The 23,338-nt window shown below is 62.5% G+C and carries 23 protein-coding genes; 13 read left to right on the top strand and 10 right to left on the bottom strand.

Annotated elements, in window-relative coordinates; all coding sequences use genetic code 11:
* The first annotated feature begins 6 nt into the window (after positions 1-6).
* The 6 genes from DT068_RS13295 to DT068_RS13270 all read left to right on the top strand — a co-directional run bounded on the left by DT068_RS13295 (position 7) and on the right by DT068_RS13270 (position 5,398).
* Entirely contained in the window at positions 7-597 is a 591-nt protein-coding gene (locus DT068_RS13295) for a TetR/AcrR family transcriptional regulator (RefSeq protein WP_119390340.1), read from the top strand.
* Positions 560-1,411: a cupin domain-containing protein gene (locus DT068_RS13290; protein ID WP_119390339.1), complete on the top strand. Its 852-nt coding sequence runs from the start codon at positions 560-562 to the stop codon at positions 1,409-1,411. The genes DT068_RS13295 and DT068_RS13290 overlap by 38 nt, the downstream gene beginning before the upstream one ends.
* A gap of 27 nt (positions 1,412-1,438) precedes the next feature.
* On the top strand, positions 1,439-2,563 hold the full coding sequence (locus DT068_RS13285) for an ABC transporter substrate-binding protein (RefSeq protein WP_119390338.1): 1,125 nt from the start codon (positions 1,439-1,441) through the stop codon (positions 2,561-2,563).
* Between the two features lie 179 nt (positions 2,564-2,742).
* Entirely contained in the window at positions 2,743-3,786 is a 1,044-nt protein-coding gene (locus DT068_RS13280) for an ABC transporter ATP-binding protein (protein ID WP_119390337.1), read from the top strand.
* The gene (locus DT068_RS13275) at positions 3,783-4,634 is read left to right on the top strand and encodes an ABC transporter permease (protein ID WP_119390336.1); all 852 of its coding nucleotides are present in this window, start codon (positions 3,783-3,785) and stop codon (positions 4,632-4,634) included. Before DT068_RS13280 ends, DT068_RS13275 begins: the two co-directional genes overlap by 4 nt.
* A complete protein-coding gene (locus tag DT068_RS13270) occupies positions 4,631-5,398 on the top strand; it encodes an ABC transporter permease (protein WP_119390335.1) in 768 nt (255 codons plus the stop codon). The genes DT068_RS13275 and DT068_RS13270 overlap by 4 nt, the downstream gene beginning before the upstream one ends.
* 134 nt (positions 5,399-5,532) lie before the next feature.
* Here the strand turns inward: DT068_RS13270 and DT068_RS13265 are convergent, their stop codons facing one another.
* Genes DT068_RS13265 through sdhC form a run of 4 tightly spaced genes read right to left on the bottom strand, consistent with a single transcriptional unit; the run spans position 5,533 to position 8,947 of the window.
* Positions 5,533-6,309, bottom strand: a complete 777-nt coding sequence (locus tag DT068_RS13265) for a succinate dehydrogenase iron-sulfur subunit (protein ID WP_119390334.1) — start codon at positions 6,307-6,309, stop codon at positions 5,533-5,535.
* Positions 6,310-6,322: 13 nt separating this feature from the next.
* Complete coding sequence (gene sdhA / locus DT068_RS13260; RefSeq protein ID WP_119390333.1) at positions 6,323-8,170, bottom strand: succinate dehydrogenase flavoprotein subunit; 1,848 nt, start codon at positions 8,168-8,170, stop codon at positions 6,323-6,325.
* Positions 8,171-8,174: 4 nt separating this feature from the next.
* The gene (gene sdhD / locus DT068_RS13255) at positions 8,175-8,546 is read right to left on the bottom strand and encodes a succinate dehydrogenase, hydrophobic membrane anchor protein (protein ID WP_119390332.1); all 372 of its coding nucleotides are present in this window, start codon (positions 8,544-8,546) and stop codon (positions 8,175-8,177) included.
* Entirely contained in the window at positions 8,543-8,947 is a 405-nt protein-coding gene (gene sdhC, locus DT068_RS13250) for a succinate dehydrogenase, cytochrome b556 subunit (RefSeq protein WP_119390331.1), read from the bottom strand. Before sdhC ends, sdhD begins: the two co-directional genes overlap by 4 nt.
* Before the next feature lie 127 nt (positions 8,948-9,074).
* On the opposite strand from sdhC, the gene DT068_RS13245 reads away from it, so the two are divergent.
* The 3 genes from DT068_RS13245 (at position 9,075) to DT068_RS13235 (ending at position 12,502) form a co-directional block, all read left to right on the top strand.
* Positions 9,075-10,667 (top strand): peptide chain release factor 3, encoded by a 1,593-nt coding sequence (locus tag DT068_RS13245; protein ID WP_119390330.1) that lies wholly within the window; start codon positions 9,075-9,077, stop codon positions 10,665-10,667.
* Positions 10,668-10,749: 82 nt separating this feature from the next.
* Positions 10,750-11,562: a class I SAM-dependent methyltransferase gene (locus DT068_RS13240; RefSeq protein ID WP_162914180.1), complete on the top strand. Its 813-nt coding sequence runs from the start codon at positions 10,750-10,752 to the stop codon at positions 11,560-11,562.
* Positions 11,563-11,779: 217 nt separating this feature from the next.
* Positions 11,780-12,502: an outer membrane protein gene (locus DT068_RS13235; protein ID WP_119390328.1), complete on the top strand. Its 723-nt coding sequence runs from the start codon at positions 11,780-11,782 to the stop codon at positions 12,500-12,502.
* 49 nt (positions 12,503-12,551) lie between these two features.
* Here the strand turns inward: DT068_RS13235 and DT068_RS13230 are convergent, their stop codons facing one another.
* The 5 genes from DT068_RS13230 to gabT form a co-directional block, all read right to left on the bottom strand.
* Positions 12,552-14,255 carry a hypothetical protein gene (locus DT068_RS13230; protein ID WP_119390327.1) on the bottom strand — a complete coding sequence of 568 codons (1,704 nt, stop codon included), beginning with the start codon at positions 14,253-14,255 and terminating at the stop codon, positions 12,552-12,554.
* A gap of 298 nt (positions 14,256-14,553) precedes the next feature.
* Positions 14,554-14,997 (bottom strand): thiol-disulfide oxidoreductase DCC family protein, encoded by a 444-nt coding sequence (locus tag DT068_RS13225; protein WP_119390326.1) that lies wholly within the window; start codon positions 14,995-14,997, stop codon positions 14,554-14,556.
* A 65-nt stretch (positions 14,998-15,062) separates the two neighbouring features.
* Complete coding sequence (locus DT068_RS13220; RefSeq protein ID WP_119390325.1) at positions 15,063-15,698, bottom strand: hypothetical protein; 636 nt, start codon at positions 15,696-15,698, stop codon at positions 15,063-15,065.
* A gap of 19 nt (positions 15,699-15,717) precedes the next feature.
* Complete coding sequence (locus tag DT068_RS13215; RefSeq protein ID WP_119390324.1) at positions 15,718-16,275, bottom strand: L,D-transpeptidase; 558 nt, start codon at positions 16,273-16,275, stop codon at positions 15,718-15,720.
* Positions 16,276-16,438: 163 nt separating this feature from the next.
* Positions 16,439-17,740 carry a 4-aminobutyrate--2-oxoglutarate transaminase gene (gabT, locus tag DT068_RS13210; RefSeq protein ID WP_119390323.1) on the bottom strand — a complete coding sequence of 434 codons (1,302 nt, stop codon included), beginning with the start codon at positions 17,738-17,740 and terminating at the stop codon, positions 16,439-16,441.
* An 88-nt stretch (positions 17,741-17,828) separates the two neighbouring features.
* Between gabT and DT068_RS13205 the strand changes: the two genes are divergently transcribed.
* From DT068_RS13205 to DT068_RS13190, 4 genes are read left to right on the top strand one after another with little or no spacing between them, the layout of a single operon-like run.
* Positions 17,829-19,244, top strand: coding sequence for an amidase (locus DT068_RS13205; RefSeq protein WP_119390322.1), 1,416 nt, complete (start codon positions 17,829-17,831; stop codon positions 19,242-19,244).
* Positions 19,245-19,252: 8 nt separating this feature from the next.
* Positions 19,253-20,251, top strand: coding sequence for a lysozyme inhibitor LprI family protein (locus DT068_RS13200; protein ID WP_162914179.1), 999 nt, complete (start codon positions 19,253-19,255; stop codon positions 20,249-20,251).
* 4 nt (positions 20,252-20,255) lie between these two features.
* Positions 20,256-21,041 carry an intradiol ring-cleavage dioxygenase gene (locus DT068_RS13195; protein WP_162914178.1) on the top strand — a complete coding sequence of 262 codons (786 nt, stop codon included), beginning with the start codon at positions 20,256-20,258 and terminating at the stop codon, positions 21,039-21,041.
* Positions 21,042-21,053: 12 nt separating this feature from the next.
* The gene (locus DT068_RS13190) at positions 21,054-21,443 is read left to right on the top strand and encodes a VOC family protein (protein WP_119390319.1); all 390 of its coding nucleotides are present in this window, start codon (positions 21,054-21,056) and stop codon (positions 21,441-21,443) included.
* 61 nt (positions 21,444-21,504) lie between these two features.
* On the opposite strand, the gene DT068_RS13185 is transcribed toward DT068_RS13190, so the two are convergent.
* A complete protein-coding gene (locus DT068_RS13185) occupies positions 21,505-23,334 on the bottom strand; it encodes an alanine racemase (RefSeq protein ID WP_119390318.1) in 1,830 nt (609 codons plus the stop codon).
* Between the last annotated feature and the right edge of the window lie 4 nt (positions 23,335-23,338).

Raw genomic sequence — 23,338 nt, 5'->3', positions numbered from 1 at the left:
AACTCTATGTCAATCCAGGCTGCCCGCGACACGCGCTCCCAGCTTCTCGACGCCGCCGAAGCGGTCGTCACCCGCGATGGTGTCCGCAATCTCACCCTCGATGCCGTTGCCGCCCAGTCGGGTATCTCCAAAGGCGGGCTGCTCTATCATTTCCGTTCCAAGGAAGAGCTCGCCGCGGCGATGATCGAGCGCTCGATCGCCTGGTTCGACGACGCGCTCAGCGAGGCGGGCGCCGATGATCCCGACGCAAAGGGCCGCTACACCCGCGCCTATGTCAAAGCGAGCCTCGGCATGACCCCGCTCACCGGGGCGGGCTTCGACAATCTCTGCTCGTCCATCACCACGGCCCTCCTGTCCTTCCCCGAGAAGCTCGGGCCGGTGCAGGAGCAAGGGGCGCGCACCCAGGCCGATGTCGAGAAGGACGGGCTCGATCCGGTGCTGGCGACGATCATCCGGCTCGCGGTCGACGGCTTGTGGCTTTCGGAGAATTTCAACCTGATGCGCTTCGATCCCGCCATGAAGGCCAAGGTTGCGGCGCGTCTTCTCGCATGGACCCGCCATGAACCAGAAGACCAAGCTCAAGCCGCAAGGCCCTGAAGGCATCTCCTATGACAGGGCGACCCTGATCAAGGCGCAGGATGTGCCGCGCTTCCTGTGGGGCGATGAGAAGGCGCGCTATGTGTCGGACTGGATCTACGGCTCCAGCCCCAAGATCCACATGATGAGCTTCGAGATGACGGTCGGCTCGCGCTTCGGCAACTCGCCCGACTTCAAGACCTATTACAATTGCGCCGAGACCTATCACTGCCTGAAAGGCGAGTTCACCTTCCACTGCCCGGAAACCGGCGAGGTGCATGTGCTGAGGAAGGGAGACACGCTCTATTTCCCGCCCGATACCTGGCACTGGGGCTATAATTTCGGCTCGGAGACCTCGCATATCCTCGAATGCCTGACGCCGCGCACGCTGGACGCGGTCGAGGCCTATGCGGCGAAGCAGCCGTGGCTCGAGACGATCAGGCTCAACCAGCGCGAGGCTTTGGGCGCCTTTCCGCCGGTGAAGCCCAACATGGCGCAGCGCGCAACGCTCGTTCGTCCGGGCGAATATATGTACGAGATCGTGGGCGAGGAGCGGCCGATGCGGGTCGGGCTCGTCTGCGCGAACGAAAAACTGACCGTCGGTATTATTGACCTTTACGCCGGACAGGAGTGTGAATTCATCAGCCACAAGGGCGACAAGGTGATCTACAATCTCGAAGGGCGCAGCAACATCTATCTGCCCGGCGAGACGCCGAACTGGTGGGAACTCAATGCCGGCGATGCCGCCTTCATTCCGGGCGGCGTCAGGCATGCGTTCTTCAACACGTCGGATGGGCCTGCGAAAGTGATTTTCGGCGTCGCGCCGGATTATTGAGAAGCAAGAAGCTCAGGGAGAAATGCGATGGGTATCCATAAGGACGATCTCACCCGCCTTCTGAACATGGACCGCCGTCAGTTCATGACGGCAATGGCGGCTGCCTCCGGCGCGCTCGCTCTGGGCGGGCTTCCCGCTCACGCCGACACAACCGTGAACTGGCTCGGCTGGCAGGGCTATGACGAGCCCCTGAAGCTCGGCTCGTTCCTCAAGGACAACGGCATCGCGCTGGCGACGACCTATATCAACACCAATGAAGAGATCATCACCAGGCTGCAGGCGGGCGGCGCCGGCCAGATCGATTTCATCACCATCTATTACGGCCATATCCCGATCCTCATCGCCGCCGACCTGATCGAGCCGATCGATGAGAGCAAGGTTTCGGGCATCGCCGACATCTTCCCGGAATTCCTCAATGTCGATACGATCCGGAAAGACGGCAAGCTCTATGCGGTGCCGTTCACCTGGGGCTCCCTGTCGATGGTCTATGATCCGGCCGCAACGTCCAAGCCCACCTCGTGGAAGGATGCGTTGAAGGACGACGTCAAGGGCAAAGTCGCGATGGTCGACGACATGACCGGCCTCATCGCCACCTGGTCGCCGATCGTGACCGGCGCCAAGGTGGCGACCCGCCTCACCATGGACGAGCTCAAGAAGACCATCGACTTCCTGATCAAGATCAAGAAGGAGCATGCGCGTACCTTCTCGGCATCCTATGGCGAAGCGGTCGATCTCTTCGCGCGCGGCGAAGTGGTGACCTCGGCCATCGGCTGGGATGCCATGGTCGGTTTCGCCGCCGCCAAGAACAAGGCCCTCGATTTCGTCGTGCCGGAAGAGGGCGCCATGGTGTTCATGGACACGCTCGCCATCCCCAAGGGCGCCCCCAACCGCGACCTCGCCTACAAGCTGCTCGGCCAGTCGATCTCGGCCGAGGGCCAGAAGCAGATCGCCGATGCGCTGACTCAAGCCGTCATCACCAAGGCGGCGCTGCCCCTGGTCGATGAGAAGAACAAGAAGATCTATCAGTATGACAACCTGCCGAAGCTCTTCGAGAAAGCGCGCTTCTATCCGTTCTGGCCGATCGAGGCGGAAGGCGATTTCGTCACCCATGCGCAGGTCATGGAAGAATATCAGCGCTTCCTGAAGGCGTAGTTGAATATCTCCCCCAATCGCGTTCATCCTTCCCCGTCGCGGGGAAGGTGGCGCGAAGCGCCGGATGGGGGTGGATGTTTCAACAATGCAGATGCTCATGATTAACACCACCCGACCCCCACCCCGACGCTCCGCGTCGACCCTCCCCGCAAGGGGGGGGGGTTAGCGTGGCGCAAGTCATGACGTCCGCTACAGCCCCTCTCCTCAAGCTCTCCGGCGTCTCCAAATCCTTCGGTCCGGTCACGGCGGTCGCTCCGCTCGATCTCGATGTGGCGGCGGGCGATTTCTGCGCCATTCTGGGGCCTTCGGGCTGCGGCAAGTCAACGCTCCTGCGCATGATCGCGGGCTTCATCGAGCCTTCGGCGGGTAAGATCGCCATCGCGGGCCAGGATGTCACGCGGCTCGGACCGGAGAAGCGCCCGACCAATATGGTGTTCCAGAGCTATGGCCTGTTCCCGCATCTGACGGTTGCCGAGAATGTCGCTTTCGGCCTTGCTCTGCAGAAGCGGCCGCGCGCGGAAATCGCCGAACGCACTCAGGAAGCGCTGCGCCTGGTGCGGCTCGAGACCTTCGGCGAGCGCAGCATCGACCGGCTGTCGGGTGGCCAGCAGCAGCGCGTGGCGCTCGCCCGCGCCCTCATCATGCGGCCCAAGGTGCTCCTCCTCGATGAGCCGCTGGCGGCGCTCGATCTCAAGCTGCGCCACCAGATGCAGGAAGAGCTGCGCCGCATCCACCAGGAGATCGGTGGCACCTTCATCTTCGTCACCCACGACCAGAGCGAGGCCTTCGCGCTCGCCAATCTGGTCGCGGTGATGAATGAGGGCAAGGTCGAGCAGATCGGCAGCCCGGATCGCATCTACCTGCATCCTGCGACCCTGTTCGTCGCCGATTTCGTCGGCGAGACGACGATCCTCGCCGGCGAGCGGCGCAAGGGGCGCGTCAGGCTGAAAGCGGGACTGGAATTCGACAGCAAGGGCGCCGACGGACCGGTGCGTGTGGTGGTGCGGCCGGAACGCGTAGAGGTCCGGTTTGGCGGTATTCCAGCGGTCGTCACCGATGCGGTGTTCTTCGGGTCATCGCTCAAAGTGTCGCTGAAATTGCCATCGGGCGAGATGCTGATCCTGCGGTCGAGCGACGCCAATGCCGGTGAGCACTTTCGCCCGGGTGCGAACGTCAATGTCGGCTGGGACGCTAAGGACCAGCAAGTGATCGACGCGCCATGACACGCCATTTCAACCTGTTCATGGTCCCGGCGCTCGCGGTCCTCGCTTTCGTCTTCGCCATCCCGATCCTGCTGCTCTTCGCGGTGAGCTTCTGGTCGGTGAAGAATTTCAGATTGCAGCCCGATTTCTCGTTTGCCGCCTGGCAGCGCTTTCTCACCGTATATGGCGATCTCACCCTTTATACGCTTCTCGTCGGGCTCCTGGTCGGGCTTCTGTGCACCGCGCTCGGCTTCGTCTTCGCCTATGCGGCGCGCTTCAAGGCCGGGCGCTTCGGCGATCTGCTGCTGGTCGCCACGCTCATCACCTTGTTCGGCGGCTATCTGGTCAAGATCTATGCCTGGAAATCGATCCTCGGCGCCGATGGGCTTCTGAACCAGGCGCTGATGTGGCTCGGCCTCACCGACGAGCCGCTCGCTTTCCTGATCTATAGCCGGGGTGCTGTGGTCGTGGCGCTCGTCCATTTCCTCCTGCCCTTCGCCATCCTGCCCATCTATGCCTCCTTGCGGAATGTCTCGGAGGCGACGATCGAGGCGGCGCGGGACCTCGGCGCCTCGGGCGCGCAAGTTATCACCCGCATTGTCATCCCGCAGACGCTCCCCGGCCTGTTCTCGGCCTTCGCCTTCTGCTTCCTGCTGGCGGCCGGCGATTATGTGACGCCGATGCTGCTCGGCGGCACGTCGGGCAGCATGCTGGGCCAGTTCGTGCTTCTGGAATTTTCCACGAACTTCAACTGGCCGGCCGGATCGGCATTGTCCTTCGGGCTTCTCTTCGCCTGCCTTGTCCTGATCGCAGCCCTGGCGGCCCTTGGCGGCCGCATGATGCGACGTCCGGCGGGAGCCGTGTCATGATCTGGCGCGTCATCCTGGGGCTCTTTCTGCTCTTCATGCTGGGGCCGATCGCGCTCGTCGTCGTGTTCTCCTTCGGCGCCAATGCGCTGATCGGCTTCCCGATGGGGGGCTTCACGCTCGACTGGTACGGCAAGCTCGTGGCCGACACGGGCTTCCATTCCGCCTTCTGGACCAGCCTCAGCGCGGCATTCTCCACCGCCATCCTCGCCACTCTGACCGGCATGCTGGCGGCGATCGGGCTCATGAAGGTGACGCCCGGCGCCACGCGCGCCGTGCTCGCGGCCCTGGCCCTGCCGGTGCTGCTGCCGCCGCTCGTCGTCGCCATCGCCATCGTCGTGCTGTTCGTGCGGGGCCTCGGCCTCGGCCTGGGCCTGCCGGTCGTGGTGCTGGGTCATATCCTCGTCGCCCAGCCCTTCGTCATCCTGATCGTCATGGCGCGGCTTGCGCGCTTCGATCAGGCGACCGTCGATGCGGCGCGCGATCTCGGCGCCACGCGGCTCGCGGCCTTCCGGCTCGTCACCTTGCCGCAGATCGCCAGCGCTCTCGTCGGCGCGGCCCTGGTCAGCGCCGCCATCTCGCTCGATGATTTCATCATCGCTTCCTTCACCATTGGCGGCGGCAACACGATCTCGACCTTCGTCTGGGGCAAGATGCGCACCACGCTCGATCCCTCGATCAACGCGATCGCGACCATATTGCTGGTGCTGACGGTGGGGCTTTCGGCGCTGGCGCTGAAGGTGAGCAAGTATAAGGGGCAGGTGTGAAGGCCTTACCCCGATCCGTCATCCCGGCGAAAGCCGGGATCCATTAGATTCTTTCCCTGCGGGCAGCGCCGCCCAGATTGCGCTTATTCAAGGGGTCCCGGCTTTCGCCGGGATGACGTTTATTGGAGGGGGCGCTACAGCCTTCTCTCGACCATCATCTTCTTGATCTCGGCGATCGCCTTTGCCGGATTCAGATGCTTCGGGCACGCCTTGGCGCAGTTCATGATCGTGTGGCAGCGATAGAGCCGGAACGGGTCTTCGAGATTGTCGAGGCGCTCGCCTGTTGCTTCGTCGCGGCTGTCGATCAGCCAGCGATAGGCCTGGAGCAGGATGGCGGGTCCCAGATAACGATCGCCGTTCCACCAGTAGCTCGGACATGAGGTCGAGCAGCAGGCGCAGAGGATGCATTCATAGAGCCCGTCGAGCTTGGCGCGGTCGGGGCGCGACTGCTTCCATTCGGCCTGCGGCGTCGGCGTCGTGGTCTTGAGCCAGGGCTCGATCGAGCGGTGCTGGGCATAGAAGTGGGTCATGTCCGGCACCAGGTCTTTCACCACCGGCATATGCGGCAGCGGATAGATCTTGACCGGACCCCTTACATCCTCGATCGCCTTGAGACAGGCCAGCGTGTTGGTGCCGTCGATATTCATGGCGCAGGAGCCGCAAATGCCTTCGCGGCAGGAGCGGCGGAAAGTGAGCGTCGCATCCTGCTCGTTCTTGATCTTGATGAGCGCATCCAGGACCATCGGTCCGCAGGATTTGAGATCGACCTGGTAGGTGTCGATGCGCGGATTGCGGTGATCGTCCGGCGACCAGCGATAGATGCGGAATTCCTTGAGGTCGCCCTTATGCGGGGCCGGCCAGGTCTTGCCGGCGTCGATCTTGGAATTCTGGGGAAGAGTGAAGGCAACCATCTATCTTCTGTTCCTAATAAACCCGCGCCTTCGGCTTGATATAGGCGATGTCGTTGGAGAGCGTGTAGTCATGCACCGGGCGATAGGCGAGCTTCACCTTGCGCTTTTCATCGTCGGCCCAGGACAGCGTGTGCTTCATCCAGGCCTTGTCGTCGCGATTGGGGAAATCTTCGCGCGCATGGGCGCCGCGGCTTTCCTTGCGGGCGAGCGCGCCTTCGATCGTCACCGCCGCCTGCGTGATGAGATTGTCATATTCGAGCGTCTCGACGAGGTCGGAGTTCCAGATCAGCGAGCGGTCGGAGACCTTGATGTCGTCGCTCGCCTGCCACACCTCGCCGATGAGCCTGACACCTTCCTTCAGCACCTCGCCGGTGCGGAAAACCGCACAATTGTTCTGCATGGCGCGCTGCATGCGGCCCCGCAACTGTGCCGTCGGCGTTGCGCCCTTGGCGAAGCGGTAGCGATCGAGCCGCGCGACCGAGGCTTCGCCGGCGCCCTTGGGCAATTCGGCATGCGGCATGCCGGGCTCGATCTCCTCGGCGCATTTGAGCGCCGCAGCGCGGCCGAAGACGACGAGATCGATGAGCGAGTTTGACCCCAGGCGATTGGCGCCGTGGACGGAAACGCAGGCCGCCTCGCCGACTGCATAAAGGCCGGGCACCACCTTCTCGGGATCCTTGCCGTCGCCGGCCAGCGCCTGGCCATGATAATTGGTGGGCACGCCGCCCATATTGTAATGCGCCGTCGGCACGATCGGGATCGGATCGCGCGTCACATCGACATTGGAGAAGATCTTCGCCGATTCCGAGATGCCGGGCAGGCGTTCTTCCAGGATCTTGGGATCGAGATGCTCGAGATGGAGATGGATGTGATCCTTCTCGGGTCCGACGCCGCGGCCCTCGCGGATCTCGATGGTCATCGAGCGCGAGACGACATCGCGCGAGGCGAGATCCTTGGCGGAGGGCGCATAGCGCTCCATGAAACGCTCGCCTTCGGAATTGGTGAGATAGCCGCCCTCGCCGCGCGCGCCCTCGGTGATGAGGACACCGGCGCCATAGACGCCGGTCGGATGGAATTGCACGAACTCCATATCCTGCAAGGGAAGCCCGGCGCGCAGCACCATGGCATTGCCGTCACCGGTGCAGGTGTGGGCGGAGGTTGCCGAGAAATAGGTGCGGCCATAGCCGCCGGTCGCCAGAATCGTGCGGTGGGCGCGGAAGCGATGCAGCGAGCCGTCTTCGAGGGAGAACGCCATCACGCCGCGGCACTGGCCATCCTGCATGATGAGGTCGAGGGCGAAATATTCGACGAAGAACTCGGTCGAATAGCGCAGCGACTGGCCATAGAGCGTGTGCAGCATGGCATGGCCGGTGCGGTCGGCGACGGCGCAGGTGCGCTGCACCGGCGGGCCCTCGCCGAAATTCATCATCATGCCGCCAAAGGGGCGCTGATAGATCTTGCCGTCCTCGGTGCGCGAGAAGGGCATGCCGAAATGCTCGAGCTCATAGACGGCGACCGGCGCGTTGCGGCAGAGATATTCGATGGCGTCCTGGTCGCCCAGCCAGTCGGACCCCTTGACCGTGTCATACATGTGCCAGCGCCAGTCATCGTGCCCCATATTGCCGAGCGAGGCGGCGATGCCGCCCTGAGCGGCCACCGTATGCGAGCGGGTGGGAAACACCTTGGTGATGCAGGCGGTCTTGAGGCCCGATTGCGAGGCGCCGAGCGCCGCCCGCAGGCCCGAGCCGCCGGCGCCGACGACGACGACATCGAAACTGTGATCGATGATGGGATAGGCGCGGTCGCCGATGGTGAAGCTCTTGGGCGCGGTGGCTCCATTATTCTTGGGCGCGACGGCCATCGCATCAGGCTCCGAAGCTTAGAGAGAGGATCGCATAGAGGGCGGCGACGCCCAGAGCGATGGTGAAGAAGGCATTGACGAGCAGGCAGACGATACGCCAGCGGCCATGCACATAGTCCTCGATGACCACCTGCATGCCGAGCCGCATGTGCCAGAGGATCGACAGGAACGACAGAGCGAGCGCGATGGCGATCAGCGGGTGCTTGACGCTTGCCATCAAGGTGGCGCGGTCGGCGCCGAGGTGCCAGAGGATGAAGGCGATGAGAAAAAGAACGAGCGGGATATTGGCGATGGCCGTGACGCGCTGCAGCCACCAATGTTCGGTGCCCGTCCTGGCGGAGCCCAGGCCGAAAACTGTGCCGAGAGGGGTCTTCATAACGTGCCCCTCACCCAATAGACGCCGATCCACAGGGCCAGCGTCAGGATGATCGACAATGCGAGGTTGAGGCGCGCCAGCCATTCGACGAGGTTAAGCTTGAAGCCGTGGCCGGTGTCCCATAGCAGGTGGCGCAGGCCGCCCAGCATGTGATGCAAGAGCGCCCAGGTGAAGCCGAAGAGCACGATCTTGCCCAGCCAGTGACCGAAAACGCTCTGGGTCAGGGCGAAATATTCCGCCGAAATGGCGGCCGCCATCAGCCACCAGACGAGGAGGATGATGCCGAAATAAAGAGCCATGCCGGTGATGCGATGCACGATCGACATCATCATGGTCAGCATCGGCCGGTAGATCTGCAGGTGCGGCGACAAAGGCCGCTGGTCGGTATGTGTTTCAGCCATTGGTCGTATTTGGTCTCAGCTAGCTCCGCCTTTTAACCCGTACGATGCTGCACCGCAATGATCCCTAGGGCGCAGGGTTGGCATGGCAGGTCTGAGGTGCTAGACCCCCCGACCAGAGCCCAAAATCATGAACATCATGCAAACATCGGCCGCTGCCGAAGTGGCGCGGCGGCGCACTTTCGCGGTCATCTCTCATCCGGACGCCGGCAAGACGACCTTGACCGAGAAGTTCCTGCTGTTCGGCGGGGCGATCCAGCTCGCGGGCGAGGTCAAGGCCAAGAAGAACCGCATCTCGACCCGGTCCGACTGGATGGCGATCGAGCGCCAGCGCGGCATTTCGGTCGTCACCTCGGTGATGACCTTCGAATATGGCGGGCATGTCTTCAATCTGCTCGACACGCCGGGCCATGCCGACTTCTCCGAGGACACCTACCGCACCCTCACCGCGGTCGATTCGGCCATCATGGTGATCGATGCCGCCAAGGGCATCGAGGCGCGCACCCGCAAGCTGTTCGAGGTCTGCCGTCTGCGCGACATCCCGATCGTCACCTTCATCAACAAGATGGACCGCGAATCGCGCGATCCCTTCGAGCTTCTGGACGAGATCGAGAAGACGCTGGCGCTCGATGTCACGCCGATGACCTGGCCGGTCGGGCGCGGGCGCAGCTTCGCCGGCACCTATGATCTTCTCGGCAACGCGATGCGCGGCCTCGATTCGGAGGAGACCGCGACGCCGCTCAGCGGACCCGATGACGCGAAGATCGCTGCGCTTCTGCCGACGGATGAGGCGAAACACTTCCAGGATGAAGTGCTGCTGGCGCGCGATGCGTCCAAGCCGTTCGACCTGACTTCGTTCCGCGAGGGCCATCTCACCCCTGTCTTCTGGGGCTCGGCGCTGCGCAATTACGGCGTGCGCGATCTCATCAACGGGCTTGGACGCTATGCGCCGTCGCCGCGCAACCAGCAGGCGCAAAGCCGCATGGTGGAAGCGAGCGAGCCCAAAATGTCGGGCTTCGTATTCAAGATCCAGGCCAATATGGATCCCAACCACCGCGACCGCATCGCCTTCCTGCGCGTCTGTTCCGGCAAATTGCAGCGCGGCATGAAGGCGAAGCTGGTGCGCACCGGCAAGCCGATATCGCTCTCCGCTCCGCAATTCTTCTTCGCCCAGGACCGCTCGGTGGCGGATGAAGCCTATGCCGGCGATGTGGTGGGCATTCCCAATCACGGCACCTTGCGCATCGGCGACACGCTCACCGAGGGCGAGGACCTGGTGTTCCGCGGCGTGCCGAGCTTCGCGCCGGAAATCCTGCGCCGCATCAAATTGCAGGATGCGATGAAGGCGAAGAAGCTGCGCGAAGCCCTGCAGCAGATGGCAGAAGAAGGCGTGGTGCAGCTCTTCCTGCCCTATGACGGATCGAATGCGATGGTGGGCGTCGTCGGCGCCTTGCAGCTCGACGTGCTGGCCGAGCGGCTGCAGAGCGAATATGGCCTGCCGATCGCCTATGAGACGCCGCGCTTCTCGGTCTGCCGGTGGATCTCGAGCGATGATGCGGCCGAGCTCGAGCGCTTCATCGAAGCCAACCGCTCGGGCATGGCGCATGATCTCGACCAGGCGCCGGTGTTCCTGGCCGGCAGCCAGTTCCTGTTGCAGTATGAGCAGGAGCGCTGGCCCAAGATTGCCTTCGCCGATGTGAAGGATTACCAGAAGCAGGTGTAGCGTATTTGGAGCAAATCCCGCCTTTTCGGCGAAGTGATCCCATTTCGCCGGAATGCGCGCTGTGTCGCAAGGGAGAAGCGGCATGACGAGCGAAGCCTTGAAATCCTATCCGATCAAGGGCGGTGAGGTGGGGCGTGCCCGTCTCAAGGTCCTGTCGGGCGTGCTGTCGCCGACAACAGAGCAGCATCTGGACCGGGCCGGAGACTTGAGCGGATGCACGGTGGTCGATGTCGGCTGCGGGGGCGGAGATGTCACCTTTTCCCTGGCACGGCGCGTCGGCCCGAATGGCCATGCGGCAGGTATCGATCTCGATCAGGAGAAAATCGCCTGGGCGCGCGCCGATGCCAAAGCGCAGGATCTCGACCATGTCCGTTTCGACGTGGTCGATGTCACCAAGACCTGGCCGGTCAAGGATGCCGACCTTGTCTATGCCCGCTTCATCCTCACCCATCTGCATGCCCCCGCAGCGCTGCTCGATCAGGCGATGGCGGCGCTCAAACCGGGCGGCATGATCCTGGTGGAGGACATCGATATCGCCGGACATTTTTCCTTTCCCGAATGTCCGGCCGTCACCGCCTATGCCGATTTCTACATTGCGCTGTCGCGGCGGCGCGGTGGCGACCCGCTCATTGGCAGACGCCTCGGCCTGCTTCTGGAGAAGGCCGGCTTCGACAAGGTGGAAACGACTATTGTCCAGCCCTTCTCGCGCCAGGGTGGGGCGAAGCTCGTCGCCAAGCTGACCACCGAGGCCATCACCGAAGGCCTCCTCGCCGAAGGACTGGCCAGTCCGCACGACATCGCAGCGCTCAGCCGCGATCTTGCGGACTTTTCACAGCGCCCCGACACGATCGTCTCCATGCCGCGTATCTTCCAGGCCTGGGGCAGGAAGAAATAAGGCTATTCTTCAATATCTTATATCCAGTTTCCTGAAGGCCGGCCGATATTACCGACTGTTCAGGAATGCAGGTTTGATCCCATCCTGCCTCTAAGCAAATAAGTACCCAAGGAAGCTGAATTCGAGCGTGTGTTGCAAAAATGTCATAGCCTATACCGGCGATTCGTGAGAGATTTTACTCGGGGTCGAGATTCACGGTCAATCGGGCGGGGACGTCATGAAATTTAGTCGTATATCCTTGATAACGCTGGCTTTTGCTGCAACGACGGCGCTGACCGGGGCAGCCACGGCGGCCGACGTCACCGAGCAGCCTTATGTGCATGACTGGACTGGCTTTTATATCGGCGGCCATGTCGGCTATGGCTGGATCAATCTCAATGGCAAATATACCGGCGAAGACGGCGAGGACTTCATTGACGATGAGGGCGGCACATTCGATTTGGATGATGATGACATCCTCGGCGGCGCCCAGCTTGGCTACAACTACCAGATGGGCGATATCGTCGTTGGCATTGAGGCCGATGTGTCCTTCGTCAGCTGGGAAGATGAGCTGATCAACGGTACTCCGGAGCTCGTTTCATTCGACACTGATTATCTCGCGAGCGTCCGCGCCAGGGCAGGCTTGGCTTTCGACAATGTTCTTGTCTATCTGACGGCCGGTGCCGCCTGGACGGACACGAATTATTACGTGAACGATCACGTCGACGACACCGATCCTTCCGAGTTCGGTGATATCGACCTCGATGATTTTGGCGGCGTTGTCGGCGGCGGTGTCGCATATGCGTTTGATGAGCACTGGAGCATCAGAGCGGAAGCGCTCTACTACATTTTCGACGACAAGGAAGATGCGAGCGGCCTGACACATGATTCCGAGGAGACGGACTTCGTGGAGCTGGATGATATCTTTGTCGCCCGGGTCGGCATCGACTTTCACTTCTGAGACAGCGTAGTCTTGCGATAAAGGCCCCGTAAGGGGCCTTTTTGTTCCATCACGTTTCCCCCGCCGGGCGGCTCGTGTTCTGTTTAAGGAGACGGTGGAATGCCTCGCGCATCCGCGCGCGGATCTCTTCCAGGCTTTTGCTCCTGCGGCCCGCTATGTGGATATTCATGGCGGCATTGGCCTCGAAGAACACCAGCCTGCCGTCGCTCAGGACATCGAAGTCGATTCCATAGAAGTCGAGCGGAATACGCTGCCTGATGGACTGCAGAGCAGCGATGGCCGTCCTGCCGAGAGTCTCGTCGGGCTTGAACAGGATCGATTGCGCCAATGCCTCCTCCGCGGCGGGGACGGCGAGCTCGGCCATGCGAGCCGCATCGCGCTCCCTGTGCACATTCCAGCGCCCGCCGAAATGGACATGCGAAATGATGACTTCATCACCGAAGACGGCGGCGCGAATCTTGCGGAAGAGCCTGCCTGCAAGCGGATTGCTGATGAACTGGATGGCATAGAGTTCTTTCGCGGCGCTATCGGCGAGATGAGTGGCGAGTTCCTGTGCCGAATCGATCTTCGCGGCCTCCTTGCCCATTTGCATGAATGGATCCCTGATGATGGCGGGAAATCCGATTGTCTCTGCAATGGAACGCACAAGATGCTGGCGTCTTTCAGGTTCATTGCGGAAGCGCGCGACGCGTGGAACAAGGAGACCCGGGATACCCGACAGGCGCTCGGCATTGCGCTGGCGTGTCGTCAATGCCGCCTTGCGCGGATGATTGAGCACCGGCAAGCCCAGCCGATCGGCGAAGTCCGCAACGAGATCCAGGGTCTGTGGCGTCGATAGCCGCTCGGCATTGACCCAGTTGTTCAGTATGAGATCCGGCCGTGGCAGCCTGGCCACCGCGGCGGCGGCGTCAGGCGCTTCCGGAAACACCGACCAGAACCGATAGACGGCACTCGATTTCCACGCCAGGCTCGCCGGCGAGTTGCCGGAAAAGTGGAAAAGCTGCGGGGACATGATCGCTGTCACGACCACCGGTGCCGGATTGATGGCGCCGATCAAGAACTTCTGGCTCGGCTGAGCCGGCGTCATATGGACCGGAAGCGCCGCAGCGGCGGCTCTGGTCAGCCTTGCCGCTTCTGCCGGCAAACCGGCCGCGTGGGCCGCAGCGGCTTTGGCCAGCAGCAGCTCTCCGCTGCGGCCGGGCTCAGCGGCGACACTGTCGGAAAGAAATCGATGCGCCCGGTCGGGCGTGCCGGCCGCGATCCACAGCTCGGCGAAGTTTCGTGCCAGATCGAGGTCGCCACCGGCGAATTTGCCGGCGCTTTCGATGAGCCGCAAGGCATCCTCGCGCCGACCAAGCTTGATGAGGCCACGCGCCGCCGAAATGATCATCTCCAGCTCCGCCCTGGCCGGCGTGCGTGCCGCGGGCCAAATAGGCATATCGATCGCCTGCCAGGCAACGGCGTCCGGCGGGCTGCCCGCCGCTATGATCGCTGCGACAAGATTGTTGAAGTTGCGCAGGCGAATTGAGATATCGGCAGGACAGGCGAGACTGGTCAGCCATGTGTTGCGGGCGGCCTCGGGCTGGCCCGCCTGGTGCAACGCCAAAGCGAGAAGACCGAGACTGTCGGCATCGTCCGGATTGTCCTTCAAGAGGAGGTTGTAGCCGGAGATTGCCGCGGCGAGATCGCCCGATTTGTGATGCGCAAGGGTGGCGTCGCGCGTGTTTGCAGATTTCTCGCTGAATTCGGACATGAGGCATTCAACTACAGCACAAGGATCATGACCAGTCCCTCGAAAGGCTGAACCTGGAGCAGTGTCTCAAACATGATGACAGCATGGCCCAGCAGATGACGCCACCGGCACTTTACGGCGAAGGCCGCGAATCGCCCATGTCATCGCGCGCAGCCCGGAGCGCTCACCTCGGCAGACGATTTGCGCGATCTGCTGGTGGAGACGGGCCCGCTGTTCAACGGAGATCATCGCAAGAGAGATGGGGACTACGCCTGGGACCCTGCTCACGCGCAGAAGGGTCGTGGCTGTGTTCGACTGATCAAGGCGCCTCGGTGAAGAACCGCGCTTTGACTCCTTGTGGTAGCGCCAGGCACTGGTCGCGCTTGCCAAACCAGTTGTGGCGGTTGCGCGCCAGGAGATCGTAGAGGGGATCACGGATGAAACGCGGCAGCAGCCAGGCAATGCCGGCCCAGCGCCAATAGGGCAGCCGACGCAAGGCGGTGATCGCCGCATCCGATTTGAACAGCATCATGCCCTTGTCGACAAAGGCGAAGCTCTCGGCGAAATCGCGATCGATGCCGAAACGCGCCATGAGCTCATTGCCCCAGGGCGACTGGCAGGGCACATAGGCGAAGATACCGGTGCGGTCGCGGGCCAGCAGGAAATGCACGGCCCCAGAGCAGACATGGCAATAACCGTCGAACAGCAAGAGGCCATCCGGCAGATCGGGGGCGGGCTGCGGCGTCCAGTCGGTTCTGGCCATGGCTCTTAATGTGGCGCGGTCCGCCTGCTTGTCCCACTGAGGCGCAGCGCCGCAGGGTTTTGGCGCTAGCTTGCTGTTTGTTCGGCCCTCCTAGCCGCGAGCCAAGTGCCCAGCATCGCGAAGGTGGCAATCCAGAGAAAGAAGATCACAGTGCGGAACAGAAGCCACGTGGTGTCGGAAGATTGGAGGGCCAGCCAGAGGTTCAGAACCGGAGCTCCAGCAAGGCTGGCGATGAAAAAGTATCTCATCGCGCGCGCCGGTTTCTCTCCAATTATGCTTGCTGGTGGAAACGGTTCGGTATCAGCCAGGGGCGATAGTCCGGATGCGATCCAAGCTGCACCAGCCAGGACAGCAATCAATGTGATTTCGAGTTTGAACCAAATTGGATCCCATGTTGCGAGAGAGATACCACCTAACAGGAATGCCACGAGTTCGACCGCCACGCGCTTGCGCGACATCGTAACGTCCTCCCGTTTCACCTGGCCATAGAGACAGACGAGACGAATGCCGAGATAGATCGGGATTGCGGCGAGAAGTCCGATACGCAAGCTGGCGAGGAGAAGGCTGAGCAGCGGTGCGGTCTTGAGAATCATGCCGAAAAGAATGCCCCGGACCTTGCGGCGAATATGCCTGATCTGCTCCGGCTTCAGTGTCGCCGGATCGATAGGCCCACGTGGAATGCCGGTATCTTCCAGCGTCATGCTCCCGGATTACGCCGAATTATAGCACGATCACCTTGGTGCCGATATGGACCCGGTCATAGAGCTCGGTGACTTCTTCGTTCAGCATGCGGATGCAGCCCGAGGAGGCGGCGGTGCCGATTGATTGCGGCTCGTTGGTGCCATGGATGCGGAACAGCGTGTCGCGGCCATTGGCGAAGAGATAGAGGGCGCGGGCGCCCAAGGGATTGTCCGGACGGCCGCCCGGCATGCCATTGGCGAATTTGGCGAGCTCGGGCCGGCGCTTGATCATGGAGGCGGGCGGCGTCCAGCGCGGCCATTCGGTCTTGCGGCCGATCTGGGCGATGCCAGCCCAGGAGAAGCCGTCCTTGCCGACGGCGACGCCATAGCGGATCGCCTCGCTGTCGCTGAGGATATAGAAGAGCGCGCGCTTGCCGGTGTCGACGATGATCGTGCCCGGCTGCTCATAGCTGTCGAACCAGACCTGCTCGGCGCCTTGATAGCGCTGGCGGTTCTGCTTCGCGGCCTCCGCCATGCCGGGAAAGGCCGCGGCCGTCAGGCCGGAAGCCAGCGCGGACAGGAACAGGCGGCGATGCATGAAAGTCTCCCGAAGCTGCTTGAGACCAAGACGGGTGACGGCAGGTTAATCCGTCGCCCAGAGCAAATCCCGCCAAAGTTGAAGACATTGGCGATAAGGATTTGCTCCAGGTTTGATTCGGCGCGATTCCCCTTTCGGGAAGCGCGCTGGCTCGCAGCTCTCGCTAGTTCCCCAAAATGGCGGATTCGAGGATGTCGAGGCCTTCCTTGAGGATGGCTTCCGAGGCGGTGAGCGGGGTCAGGAGGCGGATCGTGTCGCCATAGACGCCGCAGCTCAGGATCAGCAGGCCGCGCTCGAGGCATTTCGCCACCAGCGCCTTGGCGCCCGCCGCATCCGGCTTGTTGCCGTCGCGCTCGGTGACGACCTCGAAGGCGCACATGGCACCGAGTGCGCGGATATCGCCCATCGGCATGCCCTTGCCCTTGGCCTTGATCGCCTTCAGGCGCTCGACCATGAGCTTGCCCTGCTTCTCCGCCTTCTCCAGCAGCTTGTCCTGCTCAAAGGCATCGAAGACGCCCAAGGCGGCCGCGCAGGCGACCGGGTTGCCGGCATAGGTGCCGCCGAGGCCGCCCGGATCCGGCGCGTCCATGATCTTGGCGCGGCCGACGACGCCTGACAGCGGGAAACCGCCGGCGAGCGACTTGGCCACCGTCACCAGATCGGGCTCGACACCCATATGCTCCATGGCGAACCATTTGCCGGTGCGCCCGAAGCCCGACTGGATCTCGTCGGCGATGAGGACGATGCCATGCTCGTCGCAGATCTTGCGCAGGGCCTTCATCAATTCCTTGGGCGCGATATAGAAGCCGCCTTCGCCCTGCACCGGCTCGATGACGATGGCCGCGACCCGCGCGGGCTCGACATCGGCCTTGAACAGCCATTCGATGGCATGGATCGAATCCTCGACCGTCACACCCTTATGGGCGACCGGGAAAGGCACATGCCACACGCCGCCCGGGAAGGGACCGAACCTGGTCTTGTAGGGGACGACCTTGCCGGTCATCGCCATGGTGAGGAGCGTGCGGCCATGGAAGCTGCCCTGGAAGCAGATGACATCGCTGCGCCCGGTATGGGCACGGGCGATCTTGATGGCGTTCTCGACCGCCTCGGCGCCCGTGGTCACGAACAGGCTCTTCTTGTCGCCCGAGATCGGCGCCACGGCATTGAGCTTTTCGGCCAGCTCGATGAAGGGCGCATAGGGCGCCACCATGAAGCAGGTATGGGTGAAGGCGTTGAGCTGCTCCTGGACGCGCTTCATCACGGCCGGATGGCGATGGCCGGTATTGAGCACAGCGATGCCGCCGCCGAAGTCGATATAGCGGCGGCCCTCGATGTCCCACAATTCGGAATCTTCCGCGCGCGCCGCGATGATGGGGGCGGCCATGCCGACGCCGCGCGAAACCGCCTTGGCGCGCCGCTCGACCCACGCTTCATTGAGGCCCTTGGCCGATGCCTTCACGTTCATGTTCTGGTCTCCTCAGGAATGCTGCGGCGTTCTACCTCCATTGACCCCTGGGCGGCAAATGGATTCAATCCGGCATCCCGGAGGTGTCATGGCTGACCTTATCTCTTTGAATGCCCGCGAAATCGTCAGACGATTGCGCAATCAGGACATCACGCCCTTCGACTGCCTCGATGCGCTGGAAACGCGCATCGGGGAGGTCGACAAGGCGGTCAATGCCCTGCCGACCTTGTGCTTCGAGCGGGCGCGCGATCACGCCAAGGCCTTGATGCAGAAGCCGGTCAGCGAACGTGGCCCGCTTGCCGGGCTTCCCATCCCGATCAAGGACCTGAATGACGTGGCGGGCGTACGCTCGACGCAAGGGTCGCCGATCTTCGCCCATCATGTTCCGAAAGTGTCGGACATCCTCGTTGAGAATCTGGAAGCCCAGGGCGGCGTCGTCTATGCGATGTCGAACACGCCCGAATTCGGGGCCGGCGCCAATACCTTCAACGAAGTGTTCGGGCGCACCCTCAATCCCTGGAACCTGTCGCGCTCGGCGGCGGGGTCATCGGGCGGCGCGGCGGCATCATTGGCGACCGGCATGGCCTGGCTGGCGCATGGCTCGGATATGGGCGGCTCCCTGCGCAATCCGGCGAGCTTCTGCGGCGTGGTCGGCATGCGCCCGTCGCCCGGACGGGTGGCGATGAGCGTCTATGGCAAGATCGACGGTACGCTTGGTGTCGAAGGGCCAATGGCGCGCAATGTCGAAGACCTTGCTCTCTTGTTCGATGCGATGGTGGGCGCTCATCCGGCCGATCCCCTGTCGCTGCCGCGCGAAGATGTTTCTTACCTTGCCGCGGCCCAGTCCGGACCACAGCCGAAGCGCGTCGCCTTCAGCCGCGATCTCGGCATTACGCCGGTCGATCCGGAAGTGGCGGATATCGTGGAGCGCGCCGCCCACAAGCTTGCCGATGCCGGGGTCATTGTCGAGGCGGCGCATCCCGATTTTCGCGAGGCGCATGAATGTTTCCAGGTGCTGCGGGCGCTCTCCTTCGCCACGGGCCTCAAGACGCTCTATGAGAATCATCGCGACAAGCTGAAGCCCGATGTCATCTGGAATATCGAGAAGGGGCTCAAGCTTACGGGGACCGAGATCGCGCGCGCCGAAATGCAGCGCGGGCTGATGTTCGCGCGGGCGCGTGAGTTCTTCACACGCTATGATCTCATCCTGTGCCCGGCCACCATCGTGGCGCCCTTCCCGGTCGAGCAGCGCTATGTCGCCGAATGTGACGGCCACAAATTCTCCAACTATGTCGAATGGCTCGCCATCGTCTATGCCTTCACCAATGTGGCATCGCCGGCGATTTCGATCCCGGCCGGCTTCACGCGCGAAAACCTGCCGGTCGGCATCCAGATCGCGGGACCGTGCCGGGGCGAGGCCCGCCTGCTTGCCGCCGCAAAGCTGCTGGAAGATGTGCTGGGTCTGGGTCCGATCACGCCGATCGATCCGAGACCAGGGAAATGAGAGAGATCATGCAGTCTTTCGGAAAATCTGCGATCGCCGGCTTCACGCTCATGGCTGGCGCCCTGCCGGCGGTCGCGTTCGATTGCGGCAAAGCTCAAAGCGTGGTCGAAAAGGCGATCTGCGCCGATCCAAAGCTCAAGGCGGCAGATGATGCGATGGGGACTTTCTATGCAGCGCTGCGTAACGTGCTCGACGGCGATGGTCGCAAGGATCTTGTGGCCTCGCAGCGAAAATGGGTGAAGAGCCGCGAAGACAATTGTGGCTATCAGCAAGGAACGGAGCTTACAAGTTGTATCCTGACCGCGACCGAGGAACGATATCGGTTGCTTTCAGCAGCGCCGGAAAGCGGGCCGGGCGCGAGCTCGACAATGGTGGCTTCCTTCATCCAGCAGGATGGTGATCAGCATCACTATGACGTCGATTACACGCTGGCCCGGTTTGCCAAGGCAAGTTCGCCCGGCGAAAGGCTATTCAATGCCGAAGTGAGAAAGATCGAAAAAAGCGCGCCCTTGAAGCGACTCAAGGAAGCCGTAGGCGACGAAGTGCCCTACGCCGCCTTTGCGGCAATGACGATCACCTATGCCTCGCCCAAGCTGCTATCGGCCAAGATCGATGCCTGGGTGAATGCCGGCGGCGCCCATGGCAATGGCGGCACGTCGTCGATCAATATCGATCTCGGCAAGGGCGTCGCGCTCAAGGCGAGCGATCTCTTCGACACCAAGGGCCAGGCGGCGCTCAAGGCCGATTGCGTCACGCAGATCTTCGCGCAGAAGAAGGACAGGAATGACGACCTGGACTTCAAGCCTGAGGACGATCCGAACTATTCGGAGGCGACCATCGTCGATCACCTGAAGTCGCTGGACAGCTGGAGTTTCTGGGCGGACAAGGCGGTCGTCACTTTCGATGCCTATTCCATCGGCTCCTATGCGGAAGGGCCCTATGAATGCGAATTCGCGATGACCAAGCTCAAGTCGCTGGCCAAGCCCGGCGCAGTCCTGCCGGAATGAGATCGTGAAAAGGCGGATGATCGTGCTGGGTGGTGCCGCGCTGATTGGCGGGGCGGGGGCTGCCTTCCTGTCCTTCGGCCGGCATGCATCGGGCGAGCCTGTCTCGACACGCAGCTTCGACTGGAAAGCGGCGGATTTCCGTGCCGGCGGCACGGCCGGCCTGCCGGTGGAATTGCCGCCGCCGATCTTCCGCAGCCAACCGCAATGCGTCGCGAGCCTTGCCAAGACCCTGGGGCCTTGTCACACCAGCGATGTGCCGGTCCGGAAGGATGTGACGGAAGGTGTCGCAGGGTTGCCGGCGCGCCTCAGCCTGCGCATCGTCGAGGCAGAGACCTGCAAGCCGATCGAGAATGCCGATGTCGAGATCTGGCATGTGAATGCGAAGGGCGTCTATTCCGGACAGGCCGCACGCATGTGCAATGCCGCAGAGGCGACGGCCCAGGCGCAAAGCTTCCTGCGCGGCCGGCAGATCACCGATGCGGATGGGATCGTGAGTTTCCTCAGCATCTATCCGGGCTGGTATTCGGGCCGCACCGTGCATATTCACCTGCGCATCCTCGTCGGCGGGCAGGAGCTTCTGATCACCCAGCTCCTTTTCGATGATGCGCTGAGCGACATCATCTTCGCCGGCCATCCCGATTATCGTGAAAGGTCCGGTCGCGATACGATGAATGGCGATGATGGCGTGTTCTCGGCCCGCGAGGCCGCGTCCTATATTTTCGATGTCGAGAAGCTCGAGGGCGGCGTGCTGCAGGCGAGCTATACGATTGGCGTGAAGAATTCCGGATGACAGGAGGCAAGCATGCTGGATCATGTCGGTTTCTCGGTTGCGGACTACGAGAAAGCGAAGGCCTTCTACGAGAAGGCCCTGAAGCCGCTTGGCGTCAGCGTCATCATGGAGGTCACGCCGGAAATGGCGGGGGAGGACATCCATGCGGCCGGCTTTGGCGAGAATGGCAAGCCCTATTTCTGGATCGGCACCGGCGACAAGCCGAAAGGCGGCCAGCATGTCGCCTTCGTCGCCTCATCGCGCAAGACGGTCGAGGAATTCTACCGCGCGGCGATCGCCGCCGGCGCACGCGACAATGGTGGGCCGGGCCTCAGGCCGCATTACCACCCGGACTATTATGGCGCCTTCGTGCTCGATCTCGACGGCAACAATATCGAAGCCGTGTGCCACGTGCCGGAGTGAGTGTGTTCCCGACAAGCGCACGCTCCCCCAATCCGTCATCCCGGCGAAAGCCGGAGGGATGTTACAATATCCGCTTTCCAAAAGCAGACAGCGCGAAATGGACGATCATCGAGGCGAAACGGGGGTCCGCCTCCGCGTCGAGACCGGTGATGTCCATGGCGCGCATGGACTTGCTCTGGTGGATGGCCTCCATTGCCTGATGCGTCTCGCGCACGGTGATGCCGCCGGTTCCCGGCAAATAGCCCGGAATGTCGGTCACTGCGGGATTGTAGCTGACATGGAAGCCCTGCATGCCGGCGGAAGCGATCTGTACCGCCTGGCGGATCACCTCGCGCATGCCAAGCGCATCGATATCGGCAATGGTGAAGATCTTGACGCGTGACGTCTTCAGGATCTCGACTTCTTCCGGCGCCGTCTCGCGCAGGCCGATCAGCACCACATTCTCGGGCGACAGTTTCGGCGTCAGCGCGCCGGTGCCGGGCCCGAGGCCCAAGGCGCGGTAGAGAACCGATTCGCTGCCGTCCTGCTGCGGCAGGACGCTCGCCATCGCGTCGAACCACAGAAGTCCGAAAGCATCGAGCGTCGCGGCCACGGCGCTCATCGCGGTGAAGCTGGCGCGATGATCGGCGCCGAAGATCAATGGCCGGGCGCGCCGGTCAAGTGAAGCGGAAATCTCATCCACCGTGACCCTGGGCGTCAGATCCACCTCATAGCCGATATTGGCGAGCCTACCGTCGAGCGTATGCTTGCGCAGCGCCGCGGCCACATTCTTCTCGGCGAAGATGCTCACGCGGGCGGCCGGGTTTTGGGTGTTGCGGTCATACATGGGCAGCTTCTCCACATATTCCGAAGTCATGGCGGCAAGCAGCGCGCCATAGCTCATGCGGAAATTCACTCTGTCGCCGACCTCGGGCACAGGCCGGGCATCGGTGACGTCGAGGATGAGATGATCGCTCGAGGCGCCGAGCACCGTGACGCCTTGCTTCACTGGCAACAGGCCTTCGATATTGGCATCCTCGCGGCCGATATTGACGATGCCGCGCAGCCGCTCGCCGATATCCTGGAAGACCGGGCGCCCGCCAAAGGCATCGACGCCCGAAATGCCGATCGGCATGGACGGCTTCATCTTCACTTCCAGCAATTCGCCGGAAAGAAGAAAAACGTCGCGGTCGAGCTCCTGGCGCGGCTGGTCGAGGAAGGTGTCGCGCCCGCCCTGCAGGATGGCCTCGCCGATGCGCAGATGATTGATGCCCTTGGGCATATTGCCGGAGAGCAACAGCGGGAGCGAGCTCGAATTGCCGCCCGAAATATAAGCGAGATCGAGCCCGAAGCGCTGTTGCGCCGTCCCGGCCAGATCGGCGAGCTGGCCGAGATTGACCTCGGTCGGGATGATGGCGCCGAAACAGGTGAGGTTGGTGCCGAGGCCGGCAATGCGGATGCCGGGCATTTCGAGAATCCGCTCGATGGTCGGGATGAGATCGGTAGGCAGGATGCCTTCGCGCAGGTCGCCCAGATCGATCATCAGGATGATGTCGTGGATGCGGCCCATGCGTTCGGCGACGCGCGACAATTCGGCGATGATGGCCAGCTCGGAATTGAGGCTGATATCGACGGTGCGGATAACCTCGTCGATCAGCGACAGAGGCGGACTGCGCAGCAGCATCACCGGCGCATCGATGCCGGCCCCGCGCAGGCGCCTTATGTTTTCCAGCCGCGATTCGCCCAGTCCCCTGACGCCGCCGCGCAGCATGGCGCGCGCCACTTGCGGCATGCCGCAGGAGCCCTTGGTGACGCCGAAGATCGAGATGCCTGAGGCTTTGCACCAGGAGACGACGGTGCGGGTATTCGCTTCGATCTTCTCGAGGTCGATGGTGACTTGCGGGCCGGGCATGACA

Origin of the sequence: Taklimakanibacter lacteus (assembly GCA_003576695.1) — a bacterium.
Lineage (GTDB): Bacteria > Pseudomonadota > Alphaproteobacteria > Rhizobiales > Aestuariivirgaceae > Taklimakanibacter > Taklimakanibacter lacteus.
The sequence above is the reverse complement of the archived record's forward strand: the minus strand, read 5'-3'. Positions and strand labels throughout refer to the sequence as shown.

Coding starts and splice junctions, on each gene's coding strand:
- DT068_RS13295 (WP_119390340.1), top strand. CDS start 7: ATGTCAATCCAGGCTGCCCGCGACACGCGCTCCCAGCTTCTCGACGCC.
- DT068_RS13290 (WP_119390339.1), top strand. CDS start 560: ATGAACCAGAAGACCAAGCTCAAGCCGCAAGGCCCTGAAGGCATCTCC.
- DT068_RS13285 (WP_119390338.1), top strand. CDS start 1,439: ATGGGTATCCATAAGGACGATCTCACCCGCCTTCTGAACATGGACCGC.
- DT068_RS13280 (WP_119390337.1), top strand. CDS start 2,743: ATGACGTCCGCTACAGCCCCTCTCCTCAAGCTCTCCGGCGTCTCCAAA.
- DT068_RS13275 (WP_119390336.1), top strand. CDS start 3,783: ATGACACGCCATTTCAACCTGTTCATGGTCCCGGCGCTCGCGGTCCTC.
- DT068_RS13270 (WP_119390335.1), top strand. CDS start 4,631: ATGATCTGGCGCGTCATCCTGGGGCTCTTTCTGCTCTTCATGCTGGGG.
- DT068_RS13265 (WP_119390334.1), bottom strand. CDS start 6,309: ATGGTTGCCTTCACTCTTCCCCAGAATTCCAAGATCGACGCCGGCAAG.
- sdhA (WP_119390333.1), bottom strand. CDS start 8,170: ATGGCCGTCGCGCCCAAGAATAATGGAGCCACCGCGCCCAAGAGCTTC.
- sdhD (WP_119390332.1), bottom strand. CDS start 8,546: ATGAAGACCCCTCTCGGCACAGTTTTCGGCCTGGGCTCCGCCAGGACG.
- sdhC (WP_119390331.1), bottom strand. CDS start 8,947: ATGGCTGAAACACATACCGACCAGCGGCCTTTGTCGCCGCACCTGCAG.
- DT068_RS13245 (WP_119390330.1), top strand. CDS start 9,075: ATGAACATCATGCAAACATCGGCCGCTGCCGAAGTGGCGCGGCGGCGC.
- DT068_RS13240 (WP_162914180.1), top strand. CDS start 10,750: ATGACGAGCGAAGCCTTGAAATCCTATCCGATCAAGGGCGGTGAGGTG.
- DT068_RS13235 (WP_119390328.1), top strand. CDS start 11,780: ATGAAATTTAGTCGTATATCCTTGATAACGCTGGCTTTTGCTGCAACG.
- DT068_RS13230 (WP_119390327.1), bottom strand. CDS start 14,255: ATGTCCGAATTCAGCGAGAAATCTGCAAACACGCGCGACGCCACCCTT.
- DT068_RS13225 (WP_119390326.1), bottom strand. CDS start 14,997: ATGGCCAGAACCGACTGGACGCCGCAGCCCGCCCCCGATCTGCCGGAT.
- DT068_RS13220 (WP_119390325.1), bottom strand. CDS start 15,698: ATGACGCTGGAAGATACCGGCATTCCACGTGGGCCTATCGATCCGGCG.
- DT068_RS13215 (WP_119390324.1), bottom strand. CDS start 16,275: ATGCATCGCCGCCTGTTCCTGTCCGCGCTGGCTTCCGGCCTGACGGCC.
- gabT (WP_119390323.1), bottom strand. CDS start 17,740: ATGAACGTGAAGGCATCGGCCAAGGGCCTCAATGAAGCGTGGGTCGAG.
- DT068_RS13205 (WP_119390322.1), top strand. CDS start 17,829: ATGGCTGACCTTATCTCTTTGAATGCCCGCGAAATCGTCAGACGATTG.
- DT068_RS13200 (WP_162914179.1), top strand. CDS start 19,253: ATGCAGTCTTTCGGAAAATCTGCGATCGCCGGCTTCACGCTCATGGCT.
- DT068_RS13190 (WP_119390319.1), top strand. CDS start 21,054: ATGCTGGATCATGTCGGTTTCTCGGTTGCGGACTACGAGAAAGCGAAG.
- DT068_RS13185 (WP_119390318.1), bottom strand. CDS start 23,334: ATGCCCGGCCCGCAAGTCACCATCGACCTCGAGAAGATCGAAGCGAAT.